11 protein-coding genes and 2 pseudogenes are annotated in these 15,443 nt (G+C 67.1%); 4 read left to right on the top strand and 9 right to left on the bottom strand.

What is annotated here, in order from left to right:
• Positions 1-64 precede the first annotated feature (64 nt).
• Positions 65-1,477 (top strand): amidohydrolase family protein, encoded by a 1,413-nt coding sequence (locus E3T29_RS16755; RefSeq protein ID WP_134346682.1) that lies wholly within the window; start codon positions 65-67, stop codon positions 1,475-1,477.
• 64 nt (positions 1,478-1,541) lie between these two features.
• On the opposite strand, the pseudogene uraH reads toward E3T29_RS16755, so the two are convergent.
• The 5 genes and pseudogenes from uraH to E3T29_RS16730 all read right to left on the bottom strand — a co-directional run.
• Positions 1,542-1,874 (bottom strand): annotated as a pseudogene (uraH, locus tag E3T29_RS16750) (hydroxyisourate hydrolase); the annotation flags it as partial.
• Positions 1,875-1,936: 62 nt separating this feature from the next.
• Positions 1,937-2,275, bottom strand: a pseudogene (locus E3T29_RS20775) (2-oxo-4-hydroxy-4-carboxy-5-ureidoimidazoline decarboxylase); the annotation flags it as partial.
• Between the two features lie 14 nt (positions 2,276-2,289).
• Positions 2,290-3,141: a MurR/RpiR family transcriptional regulator gene (locus E3T29_RS16740; RefSeq protein ID WP_241987871.1), complete on the bottom strand. Its 852-nt coding sequence runs from the start codon at positions 3,139-3,141 to the stop codon at positions 2,290-2,292.
• Positions 3,138-4,412, bottom strand: a complete 1,275-nt coding sequence (locus E3T29_RS16735) for an allantoate amidohydrolase (protein WP_134346679.1) — start codon at positions 4,410-4,412, stop codon at positions 3,138-3,140. The genes E3T29_RS16740 and E3T29_RS16735 overlap by 4 nt, the downstream gene beginning before the upstream one ends.
• A complete protein-coding gene (locus E3T29_RS16730) occupies positions 4,409-5,047 on the bottom strand; it encodes an alanine--glyoxylate aminotransferase family protein (protein WP_134346937.1) in 639 nt (212 codons plus the stop codon). The genes E3T29_RS16735 and E3T29_RS16730 overlap by 4 nt, the downstream gene beginning before the upstream one ends.
• A 159-nt stretch (positions 5,048-5,206) precedes the next feature.
• Between E3T29_RS16730 and E3T29_RS16725 the strand changes: the two genes are divergently transcribed.
• Entirely contained in the window at positions 5,207-5,479 is a 273-nt protein-coding gene (locus tag E3T29_RS16725; RefSeq protein WP_134346678.1) for a hypothetical protein, read from the top strand.
• 13 nt (positions 5,480-5,492) lie between these two features.
• Here the strand turns inward: E3T29_RS16725 and E3T29_RS16720 are convergent, their stop codons facing one another.
• Positions 5,493-6,575, bottom strand: a complete 1,083-nt coding sequence (locus E3T29_RS16720; RefSeq protein ID WP_134346677.1) for an acetamidase/formamidase family protein — start codon at positions 6,573-6,575, stop codon at positions 5,493-5,495.
• Positions 6,576-6,796: 221 nt separating this feature from the next.
• On the opposite strand from E3T29_RS16720, the gene E3T29_RS16715 reads away from it, so the two are divergent.
• Positions 6,797-7,381 carry an NTP transferase domain-containing protein gene (locus tag E3T29_RS16715; protein ID WP_134346676.1) on the top strand — a complete coding sequence of 195 codons (585 nt, stop codon included), beginning with the start codon at positions 6,797-6,799 and terminating at the stop codon, positions 7,379-7,381.
• Positions 7,382-7,473: 92 nt separating this feature from the next.
• On the opposite strand, the gene E3T29_RS16710 is transcribed toward E3T29_RS16715, so the two are convergent.
• From E3T29_RS16710 to E3T29_RS16700, 3 genes are all read right to left on the bottom strand, one after another.
• The gene (locus tag E3T29_RS16710; protein WP_134346675.1) at positions 7,474-8,787 is read right to left on the bottom strand and encodes a glycosyltransferase; all 1,314 of its coding nucleotides are present in this window, start codon (positions 8,785-8,787) and stop codon (positions 7,474-7,476) included.
• Entirely contained in the window at positions 8,784-11,102 is a 2,319-nt protein-coding gene (locus tag E3T29_RS16705; protein ID WP_134346674.1) for a glycosyltransferase, read from the bottom strand. Before E3T29_RS16705 ends, E3T29_RS16710 begins: the two co-directional genes overlap by 4 nt.
• Before the next feature lie 432 nt (positions 11,103-11,534).
• On the bottom strand, positions 11,535-12,929 hold the full coding sequence (locus E3T29_RS16700; protein ID WP_134346673.1) for an OFA family MFS transporter: 1,395 nt from the start codon (positions 12,927-12,929) through the stop codon (positions 11,535-11,537).
• Between the two features lie 207 nt (positions 12,930-13,136).
• On the opposite strand from E3T29_RS16700, the gene E3T29_RS16695 reads away from it, so the two are divergent.
• Positions 13,137-15,437: an FdhF/YdeP family oxidoreductase gene (locus E3T29_RS16695; protein ID WP_134346672.1), complete on the top strand. Its 2,301-nt coding sequence runs from the start codon at positions 13,137-13,139 to the stop codon at positions 15,435-15,437.
• Positions 15,438-15,443 lie beyond the last annotated feature (6 nt).

Genomic DNA, 15,443 nt, shown 5'->3' with positions numbered 1-15,443 from the left:
GAGTTTCACGAAATGGTGCCGAAATCGCCGATCTCCCAGGTTCGAGGCGATAATCTCCGTAGATATGTACGAAGCATCGGGTAGCGCGGTCTTCCGCGGCCACATCTTTCACATTGCCGACGCGCCGACCGTGGATCAGGCCCGTTCGCACCTCGTTTCGGTGCCCGACGGCGCCCTGGTCACGACGGCGGGCGGCACGATCGCCTGGGTCGGTCCCTTCGCCGAGCTGCCGACGGCGTTCGCCGCGCTGCCGGTGACCAGGACCGGGTTCATCCTGCCGGGGTTCGTCGACACCCACATTCATTTTCCGCAGACCTACACGACGGATGCCTACGGCGGCGGCCAGCTACTGGAATGGCTCGACGAGTGTGTGTTTCCGGCGGAGTCCCGGCTGGAAGACCCGGGGTTTGCGCGACAGGTGGCGCGGAATTTCACGAGAAGGCGGGCATCCGTCGGCACGACCAGCGCCCTCGTGTTCGGGTCGGCGTTTGCGCCGGCGCAGGACGCGCTGTTTGAAGAAACCCAGGCGGCCGGCCTGCGGCTGGTGAGCGGGCGCGGCATCCAGACCGTGGGCACCGACTCGGCCGCCACGCTCCTGACTAGCGAGGAGCAGGCTCTTGAGCTCGCGGCCGCCGAGATCGACCGCTGGCACGCCGTCGACACCGGTACGGCCCAGACCGCGCTGCTGCAGGTCGCGATCGTGCCGCGATTCAGCCTCTCGGTGACGCCGACAACCCTGGCCGGGCTCGGCGAACTCTACGACTCGGTGCGCGGGCGCGGCGTGTACTTTCACAGCCACCTCAACGAGAACGACCGGCCCGGAACCGGCGAGATCGCCGCCGTGCGATCGGTGTACGGCACGAAAACGTACCTCGACACCTACGACGGATGCTTCCTGCCGGGCTCAGCCCGCGGCGGCACGTCGCTGCTCGGGCGGCGCAGCATCCTGGCGCACGCCGTGCACTGCCAGGACTCGGAGCTCGCCCGCCTGGCCGACACCGGCACGTCGATCGCACACTGCCCGACCTCGCAGGGGTTCCTCGGCTCCGGCACCATGCCGTGGCGTCGCACAACGGGTTTCGGCGTGAACGTAGCGATCGGAACGGATGTTGGCGGCGGCGACGAATGGCTCGTCGCGCGGGTGCTCAACGACTGCTACAAAGCACATTTGTCGGAACCCGGCGAGGCCAGCGTGGCGATCGACCCGGCCGCGCTGCTGTTCACCGGAACCCTTGCCGGCGCGCGAGCCCTCGACATGGAGGACCGGTTCGGCAACTTCGATCTCGGCAAGGACGCGGACTTTCTGCTCATCGACCCCGATCGCTGGGAATCGCTCGCGCTCGTGCTCGCAAACGCCGTGCGGGCCGACGACGCCGCGCTGGCCGCTGAGCAGACCCTGTTCGCGCTGCTGCTCGCTTTACGGGAGCCCGCGATCACCGGGGTGTATGTGCGCGGTCGCCGGGTGAGCGTGGAGTAGTCGCGGGGTGGTGCATCCGCCCAAGACTCACGCCTCGGCGTTCGAAACTCACGGCTCGGCGCGGTCAGCTGCCTCGATAGGTTGAATAGGCGAACGGGGCGAGCAGCAGGGGTACGTGATAGTGCTCCGCAACGTCGGCGAGGTCGAACGTGATCGTCACCTCCGGGTAGAAGGTGTCTCGCCCGGCCTGCGCGAACCAGGCTCCGGTATCGAAGCTGATGCGGTACCGGCCGGCCGGCAGCGCCGCCGGGCCGAGCGCGGTGAGGCGCCCGTCGGCATCCGTTTCGCCGGTCGCGACCAACACCCACGCGGTGCCGACGCGCTGCTCCAGCGTGACCGCAACTCCCGCCGCGGGCCGGCCGGTGACGGAGTCGAGCACGTGCGTCGTGACGTGGCTGCGTGCCGCGACATCCGCAAGCTCCGGTCCCGGCCTGCGCGCCGCCCGCTCGGCGCCGCCCGAATCAGAAACACCCGGCCGAAACGGGCCTCATAGTCGCGATTGCCAGCCGCGAGCAGGGCAGCCAGCTCGGTATCGTCCGCGTCGGCGGAGGCCTGTTCCCGGCGGGAGAATTGCTGCGCAGCCCCGGCTCCGGTCGGCGCCTGACCGATGTGCGGATGCCCCGCGAGGGCTTCATCCACCTCCGCGCCAGACAGCGGGGTCGCGGCCCGCCGAGCGGCGTCGACCAGCGCACCGGCCTCGACGTAGGGGGCGCCCGCCGCGACCTCCTCGGCCCAGCGGTCGACGGCCAGGCAGGTGTGCCGGCGGTCGCGCAGCGCAGAGACCGAGAGAGTCAACATGGTGCCCAATCTACTCACCAGGGCGCCTCGAGTTCGTCGAGGTCTTCGTACACCTGCGTGATGGCGGCGATGCGGGTGCGGGTTTCGCGCACGTGCGCCCCCATCGCGCCGGTCGCGAGCAGGTTGATCAGGCTCATCGCCGTGGCATAGCTGTCGAAGGCCGAAGCGCTGTCGATCGGGCATTCCAGCCAGACCGCCGCGCCGTCGGCATGCTTGCGGGCCGACGGGTCGGCGATCAGCACGAGCGGGATCCCCCGCCGCTGGATCGCCGCGACCAGCTGCCCGAAGCCCGCGGTGCGGCGCCGAAAACCGAGCAGAACGACCACGTCGTGCGGGCCGAGTCCGGCCAGATCCTCGCCGATCGACTGCCCGGGCAGCGGCGCAAGCCGTACGCTCTGGCAGGCCTGGGCGAGTTGCTGGCGCAGGTGCAGGGCCAGCGGGTAGCTGTTGCGCAGCCCGATCACGACGACGTTGCCGGCGTGCGCGATCAGCCGCGCCGCGGCATCCAGTCGGCCGTCTTCGAGGTTTTGCAGCAGTCGCCGCAGGTTCTCCTGCTCACCCTCAAGGTGCGCGGCCAGGCGCGACGGCGTACCGGCGGAGGCTCCCGGCCCACCCACCGGGGCGCCGTGACTGCGGAGGGTGCGCGCGTGCTCGCGTACCTCGGCGGAATCCTGAAAGCCCAGCCGGCGAAACAGTCGCGACACCGTGGCCTTGGAAACACCGCTGAGTCGGGCCAGCTCCGACGCGTTGTACACCGCGAGGTCGCTCAGGTGATCGAGGATGAAATCGGCTACCCGCTGCTCCTGCGGCGACAGCTCGCCGTAGCGACCGTCGATGCGCTGCCCGATGTTCATCGTGTCGGTCACCTCAGAGCCGCACGTGCATCGTACTCGGAGTCCATCTCGTCGGCGTCGTACTGGTCGGCCAGGGCCAGCACCGCTGCTTCGAACGCATCGAGCGCGACGGCCACGTCGGCCTCGGTGACCGATTCGTCGGGGTGGTGACTGACGCCGCCGAGGCAGCGCACGAACAACATGCCGATGTCGGTGAGCGCCGCGATCGCCATGGCGTCGTGGCCAGCCATAGAGAACAGCGTCGGCGACGACTCACCACCAGCCAAGCGGATGCCGGTCGCCACGGCCGCCCGCAGGTGCGGGCTGCAGTGCGCGGCCGGTGCGCCGTGAGTTTGAACGCTCGTCAGCGTCAGCCCTCGGCGTTCGCAAATTTGCTCCGCCGTCTGCTCGATCAGGGCCCACGCCCGGTCTCGTTGCGGATCAAACTCGCCGCGCAGGTCGAGACTGAACTCGACCCGCCTCGGAATGACATTCACCGCGTCGGGAAAGAGGGCGAGATGACCGACCGTGCCGATCAGGTCCGCCTCGCGGGCGATGCGTTCGATCGCAAGAATGACCTCGCTCGCCCCGGCCAGGGCGTCTCGACGCAGCGCCCACGGAGTTCCAGAGTGTCTTGCAGCCCCCTCGATCACGACCTGGAACCGTCGGGCTCCGGCGATCGACGACACGACGCCGAGCGCGAGGCCGGCGTCATCGAGCACCGGGCCCTGTTCAATGTGCGCTTCGAGGTAGCCGATCAGTTCGACCGGGGTGCGCGCGGCCTCGCCGATCAACGCCGGGTCGAGGCCGAACGCACGATAGGCCGCGTCGAGGCTCACACCGTTCGCATCGAGCAGGCCCCACCACTCGTTCTGCCAGGTTCCGGCCAGGGCGCGGCTGCCGAGCAGGGTGGTGCCGAATCGGGTGCCCTCTTCATCGCCGAAGGCGGCCACCTCAAGGGCGAACGGTAGGGGGCGACCCGACTGCGCGAGGCGTTCGGCCACCGCGATGGCGAGCAGCACCCCGAGGATTCCGTCGTACCGCCCCGCCGCAGGAACCGTGTCGAGGTGCGAACCGAGCAGCAGTGCGGGTAGCCCGGGGGTGGCTCCTTCGAGCCGACCGCACTGGTTTCCCGCGGCATCCTGCCAGGTGGCCAGGCCGGCCGCGGTCATCCACTCGGCGGCGAGGGCGTTCACGGCGGCGTGTTCGGGCGAGAGGTAGACCCGCTCGATCAGGCCGTTCGGCAACGAGCTGTGCCAGGCGAGCTCGTCGCACCGGTCGAGGATGTCGGCCGCGGTCGTCACAGGGCATCCTGTCGCGCGTTATCGGCGTACACATCGTAGGCGGCGCCCACACCGCTGCCACCCACAACGGATGCCCCGGCGCGGCGCAGCACCTGCTCGAGCGCGGCGAGGGTGGTCAGCACGGTGTACTGGCGGGCGTTGTAGCCCATGGTTCCGATGCGCCAAACTTTGCCGTGCAGTGGGCCGAACGAGGTTCCGATCTCGATACCGAAGTCGTTCAGCAGGGCCCCGCGCACGCTGTCGCCGTTCACCCCGTCGGGGATCACGACCGCGACGACGTTATTCATCTTGTGCCCGAGGTCACCAAACGTATCGAGGCCGAGAGCCTGTACCCCGGCCAGCATCGCGGCGCCGTGCCGACGGTGCCGCTCAACGGCCTCCGGCAGCCCTTCGTCCACGAGCAGCCGGGCGCATTCGCGGGCACCGTCGATCAGCGAAACCAGGGCGGCCTCGATGCCGGCCCGGGCGGTACCGTCCACGAGCAGCGTGTGCTCGTTCGTGGTGCCGAAGACGGTGCGGTAGAACGCTTGCGTCTCGGTCATGTAGCCGGTCATGGCGGGGTCGTACTGGCCCACCAGTTGTGCCGCCATGGCGCGCAGCACCCGGGGATCGGCGTTGATCGGGCCGGGACCCATGAGAAGTCGCGCGGGCGGATTGATCGGAAGACTGGAAATGTGTTTCACTCCCTCGGCATGGTGAAACAGGTGTTTCAGGTGCCCAGTTTAGGCAGCAGACGTTTCCTGCGCGTTACGGGGATGTCGTAGTGTTCAAACCCGGTGGCTCACCCGAGCGCGGTGGCCAGTTCCACTGCAGCATCCACGAGCGTCAGGTCGCTGAACCTCGGCCCGACCAGGCACAGCCCGAGCGGGCCACCGCCCACCGAAAGCAGCGCCGCCGCCAGCGAAACCGGCCACGTCGTAGACGTCTTTGACGGCGACGGTCAAACCGTGCAGCGGAGCGCCGGTTTCACTGTCGGATTCACTGTCGGATTCGCTGCCGGATTCGCTGCCCACGAGGGGGTTGCCCAGGACCCGCCAAATGCTGGTGTCAAAGGCCGGCACTGCTGACGAACGCATCGAATCAACCACGAAAGTCGGCCACTCGAATGCGGGCGTGCACGCCGGTGACACGGTTGACCACCTGCGAGAGGTTGAAGTCGGTTGCGGCGCTGAGATAGGCGTAGGCGAGGGTGCGATCCATGCCGTAGCGGGCGGCGAGCAGGTTGATTGCCGCCCGCACGCACTCGCGCACGGCCTCGTCGAGGTCGACGTTCAGGCCGGTCGGCACGAGAAAATCGCTCGTCTCGGCGAGTGGGCCGACGAGCGCGCCAAACTGTGTGAGGGCATCCGCTTGGCTGATCACGTCGAAGCGTACCCTGACGCGCAGCGACGCCTCCATGGCCGTGAGGGCGACCTCGCCGTCGCCCTGAGCCAAGTGCGGGTCGCCGACGTAGGCGAGCGCGCCCGGGACCTGCACCGGCAGGTACAACGACGATCCAACGGTGAGCAGGTTGATATCAAGGTTGCCGCCGTGCGCGCCCGGCGGCATGGAATGCGCCCGAACGTCGCCCGCGACGGCGACGCCCATGATGCCGAGGAACGGGTTCAGGGGAAACCGCACCACCCGGTCGCCGCCGGGCTGGAGCGGCAGTGTGCCCACTTGACGGCCCTCGTACTCCTCGACGGCCGCGAACACGCTCACATTTTCGGTACCGAGCGGATACTCGCCCGGCAGGACGCCGCGACCGTGCCGGTTGGAGATGATTCCGTAGGGCACACGCGGTGTCGCCTCGAGGACGGTCATTTTGAGCAGGTCGCCGGGCATCGCCCCGCGCACGTGGATGGGGCCGGTGACAACGTGCGGGCCGTCGCTGCCCGGGTCGCGGTCGATGTCCGAGGCGGCCAGCGCGACGGCGTCGTCGAGTACGAATTCGCGCGGCACACCGTTTCGGCCGAAGAACGCGGCCGGGTCGCGGCCCTGATCTTCGAGCACCCCCTCGTGGCTGATCGTGTCGATGGTCAGTTCCTCGCTCGAGTCGACAGTGATCACGCCCACGTCCCGCGCGCACGGCAGACGCCCCCAGAGCACAGTATTGATAGTGGCCGGAAGATATTGCCCCGAGCGGATGCAGCCGCGCTGCGGCTGAAGGATCAAAGCGTTCATCGTGGCCTTCCAGACAAGCAGGTACCAAACAATGCGCCGAGCGACGCATCGTTGTTGATCCGCCGAGGGCCAGGCCGGATCGGAGTGAATTTCACGCGGCAGGGCGGAAAATATCGGGCTCTTCCTGCGAGCGTATAACGCCGCGGCCAGCGAAACGCCCAGTCACCCCCGTGGTGGGGGGGATCGTGACCGTCGCAGGATTGGCCCGTACGATGGCAGGCATGCAGACGCCGCAGCCCGCCAGCCACGCCGCGGGGCTGGTGCTCGCCGCCGGGGCCGGTTCACGCTACGGTCAGCCGAAGGCGCTCGTGCACGACGCCGCCGGGCACTCCTGGCTTCGGCACGCCATCGATGTCCTGACAGCGTCCGGCTGCTCCCCCGTGATCGTGGTACTGGGGGCGCGCGGGGCCGAGGCCGCGGCGCTGCTTACGCCTGCGGCATCCGTTCTAGTCGTGCAGGCCACCGATTGGGCCGACGGGCTCTCTGCCTCGCTGCGTGCCGGGCTGCTCTGCGCTCTCGAGCAGCCCGGTCTGACCAGCGTCGCCGTGGTTCCGGTGGATGTGCCCGACCTGAATCAGGCGACGATCGAGCGGATGATCGGCACCAGCACCGAGACCACCCTGCGCCAGGCCCGGTTCGCCGGGCAACCCGGTCACCCGGTCGTGATCGGCCGCGCACACTGGGAGCCCCTCATGGCTGGTGCGACCGGTGACTCCGGCGCCGGTCCCTATCTGCGCTCGCACGCGGCCGAGGCCGTCGAGTGCGGCGATCTAGGCACCGGAGTTGATGTCGACCAGCCGAACTGACCGGTTGTGTAGAGGGCCGGGCCCAGCTTAGGAAACCGGGACCATGATCTATCCTGGGCCCAGTGTCCGTGCCCGGTCCCGGAGAGAAGGGGCTAACCTCGGGCGGGCACCCGGGTGACTGCCGCGTAGGCGCGCGAGGCTCCGGACTGCAGGGTCAATGACACCGCGAGTAAGTCGAGGCGGGCGCGCGCGGAGCCGGTGAGGCGCAGCATCCGCTCACAGGCCTCCCGCAGGTCGAGAACGGTCGCGGTGTTGGGTGGCAGAGACGTGCCGAAGCCGACGTCGTCGAGGGCGGCCGCCCCGGCGAACTGGTCGGTTGAGAACGGGAGCACGACGAGCGGCACCCCCTCGCGCATCGCCTCGGTAACCGAATTATTGCCGCCGTGCGTCACGGCGAGGGCGGCATCCTGCAGCAGGCGCACCTGCGGCAGGAACCCGCGCACCAGCCAGGAGTCGGGGATGGGCCCGAGCACTGTGGGATCAGTCGCCCCGACAGCGAGAGCGACCCGCACCGGCAGGCCTCTCAGGGCGGCGGCAACGCGCGTGAGCACATCACCACGTACCGAGAGAAAACTTCCAAAACTGACGTAGACCACGGGCAGCGAATCTGCGGCCAGCCACGCCTCGACCTCGGGATCGACGGCTTCGGTGCGCACGGCGGAGCCGAGAAAGACGTGCGGCGGCAGCGCCTTGGTGCGCTCGGGGGCGTGCAGTTCGGCCGGGTAATTGAGAAGCAGCACATCGCCGCACTCCTGGAAGGCGTCGCGGCTCGGCGTCGCCTGAGGGTCAAGCTTATGCAGGGCGTCATTCCACTGGAGGGTGAACGAATCCCGCACGGCCTCACACTGCAATTCGAGCAGGGTGAGTTCAGTCGCATCGGGCGCGAACACGGCAGGCCAAGAAGGCGGGTAGCCATAGACCTCGGTTTCAACGGGCAAGGCCGACGGATGCCCGAGCACGACGTCGGCGTGCGGCACTCCGGCGCTGAGCAGGCCGAGCCGGGCACTGAAGGCGAGGTGGTCGACGATGATCTGGTCTGGCCGCACCTTGGCGACGATGCGCTGCACCTCGCGGGCGATCTCTACCGGATTGTAGAGCAGGTCGCTGCTGCGCGCCTTGGCTTGAAAACGCAGGGTATCAACCATGCCGCGGCGGGTGGCGTCGAAGAAGCCGCGCAGGGCATCGTCTTCACCGACGGGCTGCTGTTCGGCCCGGATCGTGCCGGGGTTGGAGCCGCGGCCCAGCTGCAGATTCTCCCGTTCGAACCCGAACGCGGTCACGATGTCGGCCGTCGCCGGACCGGTCGCCACCACGACGCGTTCGCCGGCCTGCGCCCAGGCGGTACCGAGCGTGGCGAGCGGGTACAGGTGCGAGGCGTAGTCCGGGCTGATGATCAGAAGGGTCACGACACGCTCAGTTCCCAGGCGATCGGCTCGCTGGCCAGAGCAACGTCACTGTAGACTTCCGTCAGGGTCGACGCCATGGCCTCGATGGTAAACCTGTTCGCGACCATGCTGCGAGCCCGTGCCGCGTTGGCGCCACCATGCGCTCCCGCCGCCAGGGTCAGCGCGTCAGTGATGGAGTGGGCCAAGGCGTCGCAGTCACCGGTGTCGACGAGCAACCCGGTCACGCCGTGCTCAACGTAGGTCGCCGGTCCGCCGCCGTTGGGGGCAACCACTGTGAGCCCGGTGGCCATCGCCTCGAGCAGTGCAATGCCGAACTCCTCTTTCATGCTCGCGCAGACATAGACGCCGAACGGAGCCGCGAGGCCGGGGCGTCCATAACGGGCGGCGGCAAGCCAGCGCGCGACGGTGTCGTTGGCGCGGTGTCCAGCCAGCAGCAGGCCTCGAGTTGATGCTTCGGCGCCCGCCACTGCTGCCTGCATGCGTTGCAGCTCGATGCCTTCATCCCGCGACGGATGCTCCAGGTCGCCACCCACAATCAGCAGGTTGCAGCGAGCCTGCAGTTTCGGATCGTTGCTCCACGCCTCGACCAGGGCGGCCATACCCTTGACCCGGTGCAGTCGGCCGACGCTGATCAGCAGCGGCAGTCCGCGCCGCTCGGACGGGAGCGTACCGAGCAGGGCGTCGAGCTGGTCGAAGGCCACGGCGGCCGGTTCGACGGCGGCCCGCGCGTGGGCGGCGCGGGAGACCAGCAGGCTGCCGCCGGTGAGGCCGAGCGAGCCGAGGGCATCCGTTCGCGAACGGTCGATCACTGCCAGGTCGATTCCTTCGGGAATGACGGAGTGACGTTCGGGGTGCGCATCGATGTCGATGCCGATCAGTCGTTCGATGTCCTGCTGCAGTTGCGGGCGCGGAAACAGCACTGTGTGGGCGGCATCCGCGGCGAGGCGCTGCACCAGGCGGGCGCGAAACCAGAAGTGTTCGACCGCGTCGACGGCGCCGAAATTGGCCCGGGTGAGCGCGCCGCTCGATTCGAGAGAGTCGATCACGCCGTGCGGGTCGGGTGCCACGGTGAACACCACCGGAATGTCGAGGTCGCGGGCGACCGTGGCCGCGGCGAGGCTGCCGACGTCGGCCATGCGCAGGTGAATGGCGTCGACCGTGCCGGCCGAGCGCAGAATACGACGGATGCCGCGCTGCGCGGCTACCCGGCGCGGCCACGCGTCGATCGACGGCACCGGACTACCGACGAACGGAACGGCCGCAAACGAGTGCCCGGGCTGGGTCGATCCGACGTCGGAGAGAGCGTCGAGCGCGTACTCGTGGGTGCCGCGGGAGATGGTGATGACCCGGTCGACCCCGGCTGCCGCAGAGTCCGGCCCCCCGGCCGGACCGGCGACGAGGGCGTCGCCGAGGCGCACCAGCAGTGTGGCGATGCCGCCATTGTCGCCGACGCCTACCTGAGAAAGCTCACCGTCGATGTCGGCGTGCAAGAACAACTGGGCGATCGTGGCGCTCTGGCTGCCGTGCTGCCACGATCCGCGCGGGGCCGCCGTGGCCGTGAGGTCGAACAGGGCCAGGCGGGCGACCGCGGCGAGTTCGAGGCTGTCGTCCGGGGCGTTGTCGTCGTGGGCTTTGTCATCGTGGGCCTCGTCGGGAGCCTCGGCACCGGGCGTGAGGGCATCAGCTTGGGATAGCGTGGAGAGCAACGACATGACGGTCGGTGTCGGGGCCCGGTCGCCGAGTGCCGCGATGGCGGCGACGCGAGCGTGCAGTTTCTCGGTGCGATCGACGACGACGCGGCGCAGCAGGCGCTCCGGTACGCGCCCGGGGATAAGGCCGATGGTCTCGACCAAGCGGGCGCGGGCATCCGCTTCGCTCGTGCCGAGCAGGATGCCCTCGAGGAACAGGCCTACCTGATCTGCAGCGGAGGAGCCCCACTGCTCGAGGGTGCGCTGGGCGAGCATGCCGGTGAAACCGCCCTGCCGCACGAGTGTGACCAGCCCAGCAATGGCGTCGTAGCGGGGCAGCCGGGTGCCGAGCGCCCAGGCAGCGTGCTCGCGCAGGAACGCCGAGTCGTGGTGCAACAGGGCCACGAGAACCTCGTCGGCCGAGTCGTCGAAGACCTGGGCGAGGGCGTGCACCGCTGCAATGGCGGTGAGCTGATCGGCGGGGTCGGTCGCCGCCTGAGCCAGCAGCCGCACGGCGCGAACACCGCCGTCGCGTGCAGCCGCCACCGTGAGATCGTCAGCCCGACGGATGCCGTCGAGAATGGTGGCGGCAGAGCGCTGCTCGTCTAGGGCAGTGTGGGTGGCCACGAGCTTCTCCTCCCCGCGGACTTCTCCGCGGATCGATCGCGGCGATTCGGGCACGCCGCGAGTGAACGGGGCTTCCCTCGGCCAGTCCACGCCGAGAAACTCAGGAATCCGAGCACTGATGTGGCCGGACCAGATTTAGCTAGCTGAGTTAGCTAATTCCCCACTCGCCATCATGGCATGAATTAGGGCCTCAAAGCTGGGAGACTTCTCACATCGCCTGAAAGCGCCGGATTTGCAGCGAAATTCTCGATCCGTTGCCGGAATACGAATAGAGTCACGCCCCAATGAATGGAGCGTGACTCTATGCTGGTGACGCGCGTTGCCCGACCCGGGTTTAGCCGAACAGGGCCGTCACCTTCGCGAGTGTCTGAGAAATGCCAAAGGCCAGCGGGATCCCTACCAGCGCCCAAGCCACGATGACTTTTAGAACCTTCATGCGTGCGCCTTCCTAGCTGTTGCACCGACGAGCGGCTTTTCGGGTTCGTGAAAGTCGGTGTGAACCGGTCGCACGAAAAGGTTCGCCACAAAACCAACAACGAGCAGCCCAACCATGGTGAGCAGGGCCGGCTGATAGGCCGCGGCCGTCAACTCACCCGGAGCGCCCTGAGCATCGAGGAACGAGTTGACAATGAGCGGACCGGCAATGCCGGCCGCCGACCAGGCCGTCAGCAGGCGACCATGGATGGCCCCCACCTGAAAGGTTCCGAACAAATCCCGCAGGTAGGCCGGAGCTGTAGCGAAACCGCCACCGTAAAAAGAAATGATAACGAAGGCCAGTACAACGTAGAGCGCCGTCGTACTCGATCCGAAGAGCGCCAGCAGCACGTACAACACCGTGCCAACGCCGAGGTACACCATGTAGATGTTCTTGCGTCCGGTCTTGTCCGACGTGGCCGACCAGGCGAATCGTCCGCCCATGTTAGCGAGCGACAACAAGCCCACAAAGCCTCCGGCAACGGCCGCCGAGACCAGCGAGTTGCCGTCGCTCTGCCGGAAGAAGTCCTGAATCATCGGTGCGGCCTGCTCGAGAATACCGATACCGGCCGTGACGTTGCAGAACAGGACGACCCAGAGCAGCCAGAACTGACGCGTGCGAATGGCGTTCCTGGCTGAAACGTGGTTGCTCGTGACGAGGGCCTTGACCCGCACCTTCGACGGATCGAAACCGGCCGGCACCCAATCAGCAGCCGGAACCTTGATCGTGAAAGCCCCGAACATCATGTACGCGAGATAGATCACGGCGAGGGTGAGAAAAAGCTTGCCCACGGAGTCGCCGCTTGCCACCCAGTTCGCTGCCCCGGAGTTGGGGTCATAGAAGCTGAGGACCGCCGTCGACACTGGGCTGGCGATGAGGGCGCCGCCGCCAAAGCCCATGATGGCCATGCCGGTTGCGAGGCCCGGGCGGTCCGGAAACCACTTGATGAGTGTGGAAACCGGGGAGATGTAGCCGATGCCGAGGCCGATACCGCCGATGAAGCCGTAGCCGACGTAGACCAGCCACAGCTGGTTCGTAAAGATTCCGAGCGAACCGATGAGGAATCCGCCCGACCAGAACAGTGCAGCGACGAACATCGCCTTGCGCGGCCCGTTCGTGTCGACCCAGGTGCCCATGATGGCCGCCGAAAGGCCGAGCATCACGATGGCGATCGAGAAGATCACCCCGATCTGAACCAGGCTGGCGTCGAAGTGCGCCACAAGCGCGGTCTTGTAAACACTCGTGGCGTAGGCCTGGCCAATGCAGAGGTGCACGGCGAGTGCGGCCGGCGGAATCAGCCAGCGGTTGAATCCGGGTGGAGCGATGGTGCGGTCTCGGTCGAGCCAGCTCATGGAGATATCCTTGCTGCCGGTATGGCGATAGCGACTCTGCTGTGCGTTTCGGCTGTCCACGATGGCCGTGGACGTACTCCGCAAACGGATTGACTTAATAGTCTGCGGAGGCAATCCTAGAGGATTCATCGAGCACATTTCGTTCCAAAATCTCGCCCATTTGGTAATTCGGGGGAATTCCCCTTGGCGGCAAGGCAGGATAGATATATGACACGTTCAGCACCTATCGACGACATCAACGAAAATAATCTTGTCGTCACCGCGCCCAAGACCCACGCAGCGGGCATCCAAGCCGTTGCGGTGGCGCTCGATCGGGGTATTGCCCAGGCTGGTATCGTTCGCACCGCACGGTCGCTGCTGCGCCTCAACCAGCGCGACGGCACCGACTGCCCCGGATGCGCGTGGCCGGAATCCCAGGGACATCGCAAGACCGCAGAATTCTGCGAAAACGGCGCGAAGGCCGTCGCTGAAGAGAGCACGCTACGCACGGTGACGCCCGCGTTCTGGGCAGAGCATTCCATCGCCGAGCTCGCCACCAAGACCGAGTATTGGCTCGGAAACCAGGGCCGCATTACGCACCCCGTCGTCATTCGCCCGGGCGACACGCACTACTCGCAGATCTCTTGGGATGATGCTTTCGAACTCATCGGTGAGCAGATTCGCGCCACGGTGCCCGACCGCACCGTCTTCTACACGTCTGGCCGCACCGCCAACGAGTCGGCGTTCATGTACCAGCTGTTCGCCAGGTCGATCGGCACCAATAACCTGCCCGACTGCTCCAATATGTGCCACGAGTCCTCCGGCTCAGCACTGAACCCCACGATCGGCATCGGCAAGGGTACGGTCTCGCTCGAAGACATCCACCAGGCCGAACTCATTATGGTGGTCGGCCAGAACCCGGGCACCAACCACCCGCGCATGCTGTCGGCCTTGGCCGAATGCAAGGACAACGGCGGCAAGATTGTGGCCGTCAACCCTCTGCCCGAAGCGGGACTGTTCAACTTCATGGACCCGCAGACTCCGAAGGGCGTCGTCGGCAAGGGCACCAACCTGGCTGATGAGTTTCTGCAGATCAAGGTCGGCGGTGACCTGGCCCTGTTCCAGGCGCTCGGTCATCTGTTGCTCGAGGAGGAGGCCCGCGTACCGGGGTCGGTCATCGACCACGAGTTCGTCGCCGCGAACACCGACGGAATCGAGGCCTATCGGGCCGCCCGATCGGTGATCGACTGGGCCGAAACGAAAAAGGCCACCGGCCTGGACCGTGCCGCGATCGAGACGGTGGCGCAACTGCTCATCGCGAGCAAGGCCACCATCATCTGCTGGGCGCTCGGACTGACCCAGCAGCCGCACTCGGTGAACACCCTCAAGGAGATCATCAACCTATTGCTCCTGCAGGGCAACTTCGGCAAGCCCGGCGCAGGCGCCTGCCCGGTGCGCGGCCACTCCAACGTGCAGGGCGACCGCACCATGGGCGTGTGGGAAAAGCCGAAGGAGCCCATGCTCGCCGCCCTCGACGCCGAGTTCGGCATCGTATCCCCGCGGGAGCATGGCCTCGACTCCGTCGACACGGTGGATGCCTTCGTGCACGACCGCGTCGACGTATTCGTCTCCATGGGCGGCAACTTCGCCCTGGCTTGCTCCGATACCGACCTGCTGGAGAAAGCCATGCAGCGCGTCGGTCTCACCGTGCATGTGTCGACCAAACCCAATCGCTCGCACGTTATGCACGGTTTGACCTCGCTCATCCTGCCGACGCTCGGCCGAACGGATACCGATGACAAGCATCCGTCGGGCCGCCAGGTGCTCTCAGTGGAAGACTCGATGTCGGTCGTTCGCACCACGCAGGGACGCCTCGAGCCGGTGTCTGAGCACCTCCTCGCCGAACCGGTGATCATTGCCCGCATGGCCAACGCCACGCTCGGAGAAGACCACCCGGTAGATTGGAAGGCGATGGCGGAAGACTACGACGTCGTTCGTGACCACATCTCCCGCGTCGTACCCGGCTTCGTCGACTTCAACGTTCGGCTCAAGACCAAGAATGGGTTCGTGCTGCCCAACCCGCCGCGCGATACGCGCAGCTTTGCCACCGATATTGGTCTGGCCCGGTTCACGGTGAGCCCGATCGAGTACCTGTCGGCGCCAGAGGGTCACTTGATTCTGCAGACCATCCGCAGCCATGACCAGTACAACACAACGTTCTACGGTCTTGACGACCGCTACCGCGGTATCAAGAACGGTCGTCGCGTCATCCTCATCCACGAAGACGATGTCACCGAGCTGGGCTTCGCCGACCGCGATATGGTCGACGTGATCAGCACGTACCAGGGCGTCGAGCGCCGAGCCGACACGTTCCGCCTCGTGGTCTATCCGACACCGCGCGGCTGCGCGGCTGCGTACTTTCCGGAGGCGAACGCACTCATGCACCGCGAGCTCGTGGCCCGCGAATCGAACACCCCCGGTTACAAGGCCATGACCGTGCGCTTCGTTCCGGCCGGCGCTGCTGCCTAGCCTGAG

The sequence above is a fragment of the Cryobacterium sp. TMT1-66-1 genome (assembly GCF_004403435.1).
Taxonomy (GTDB): Bacteria; Actinomycetota; Actinomycetes; order Actinomycetales; family Microbacteriaceae; genus Cryobacterium; species Cryobacterium flavum.
Note: the sequence above shows the minus strand (reverse complement) of the source record. Positions and strands in the feature narration are given on the sequence as shown.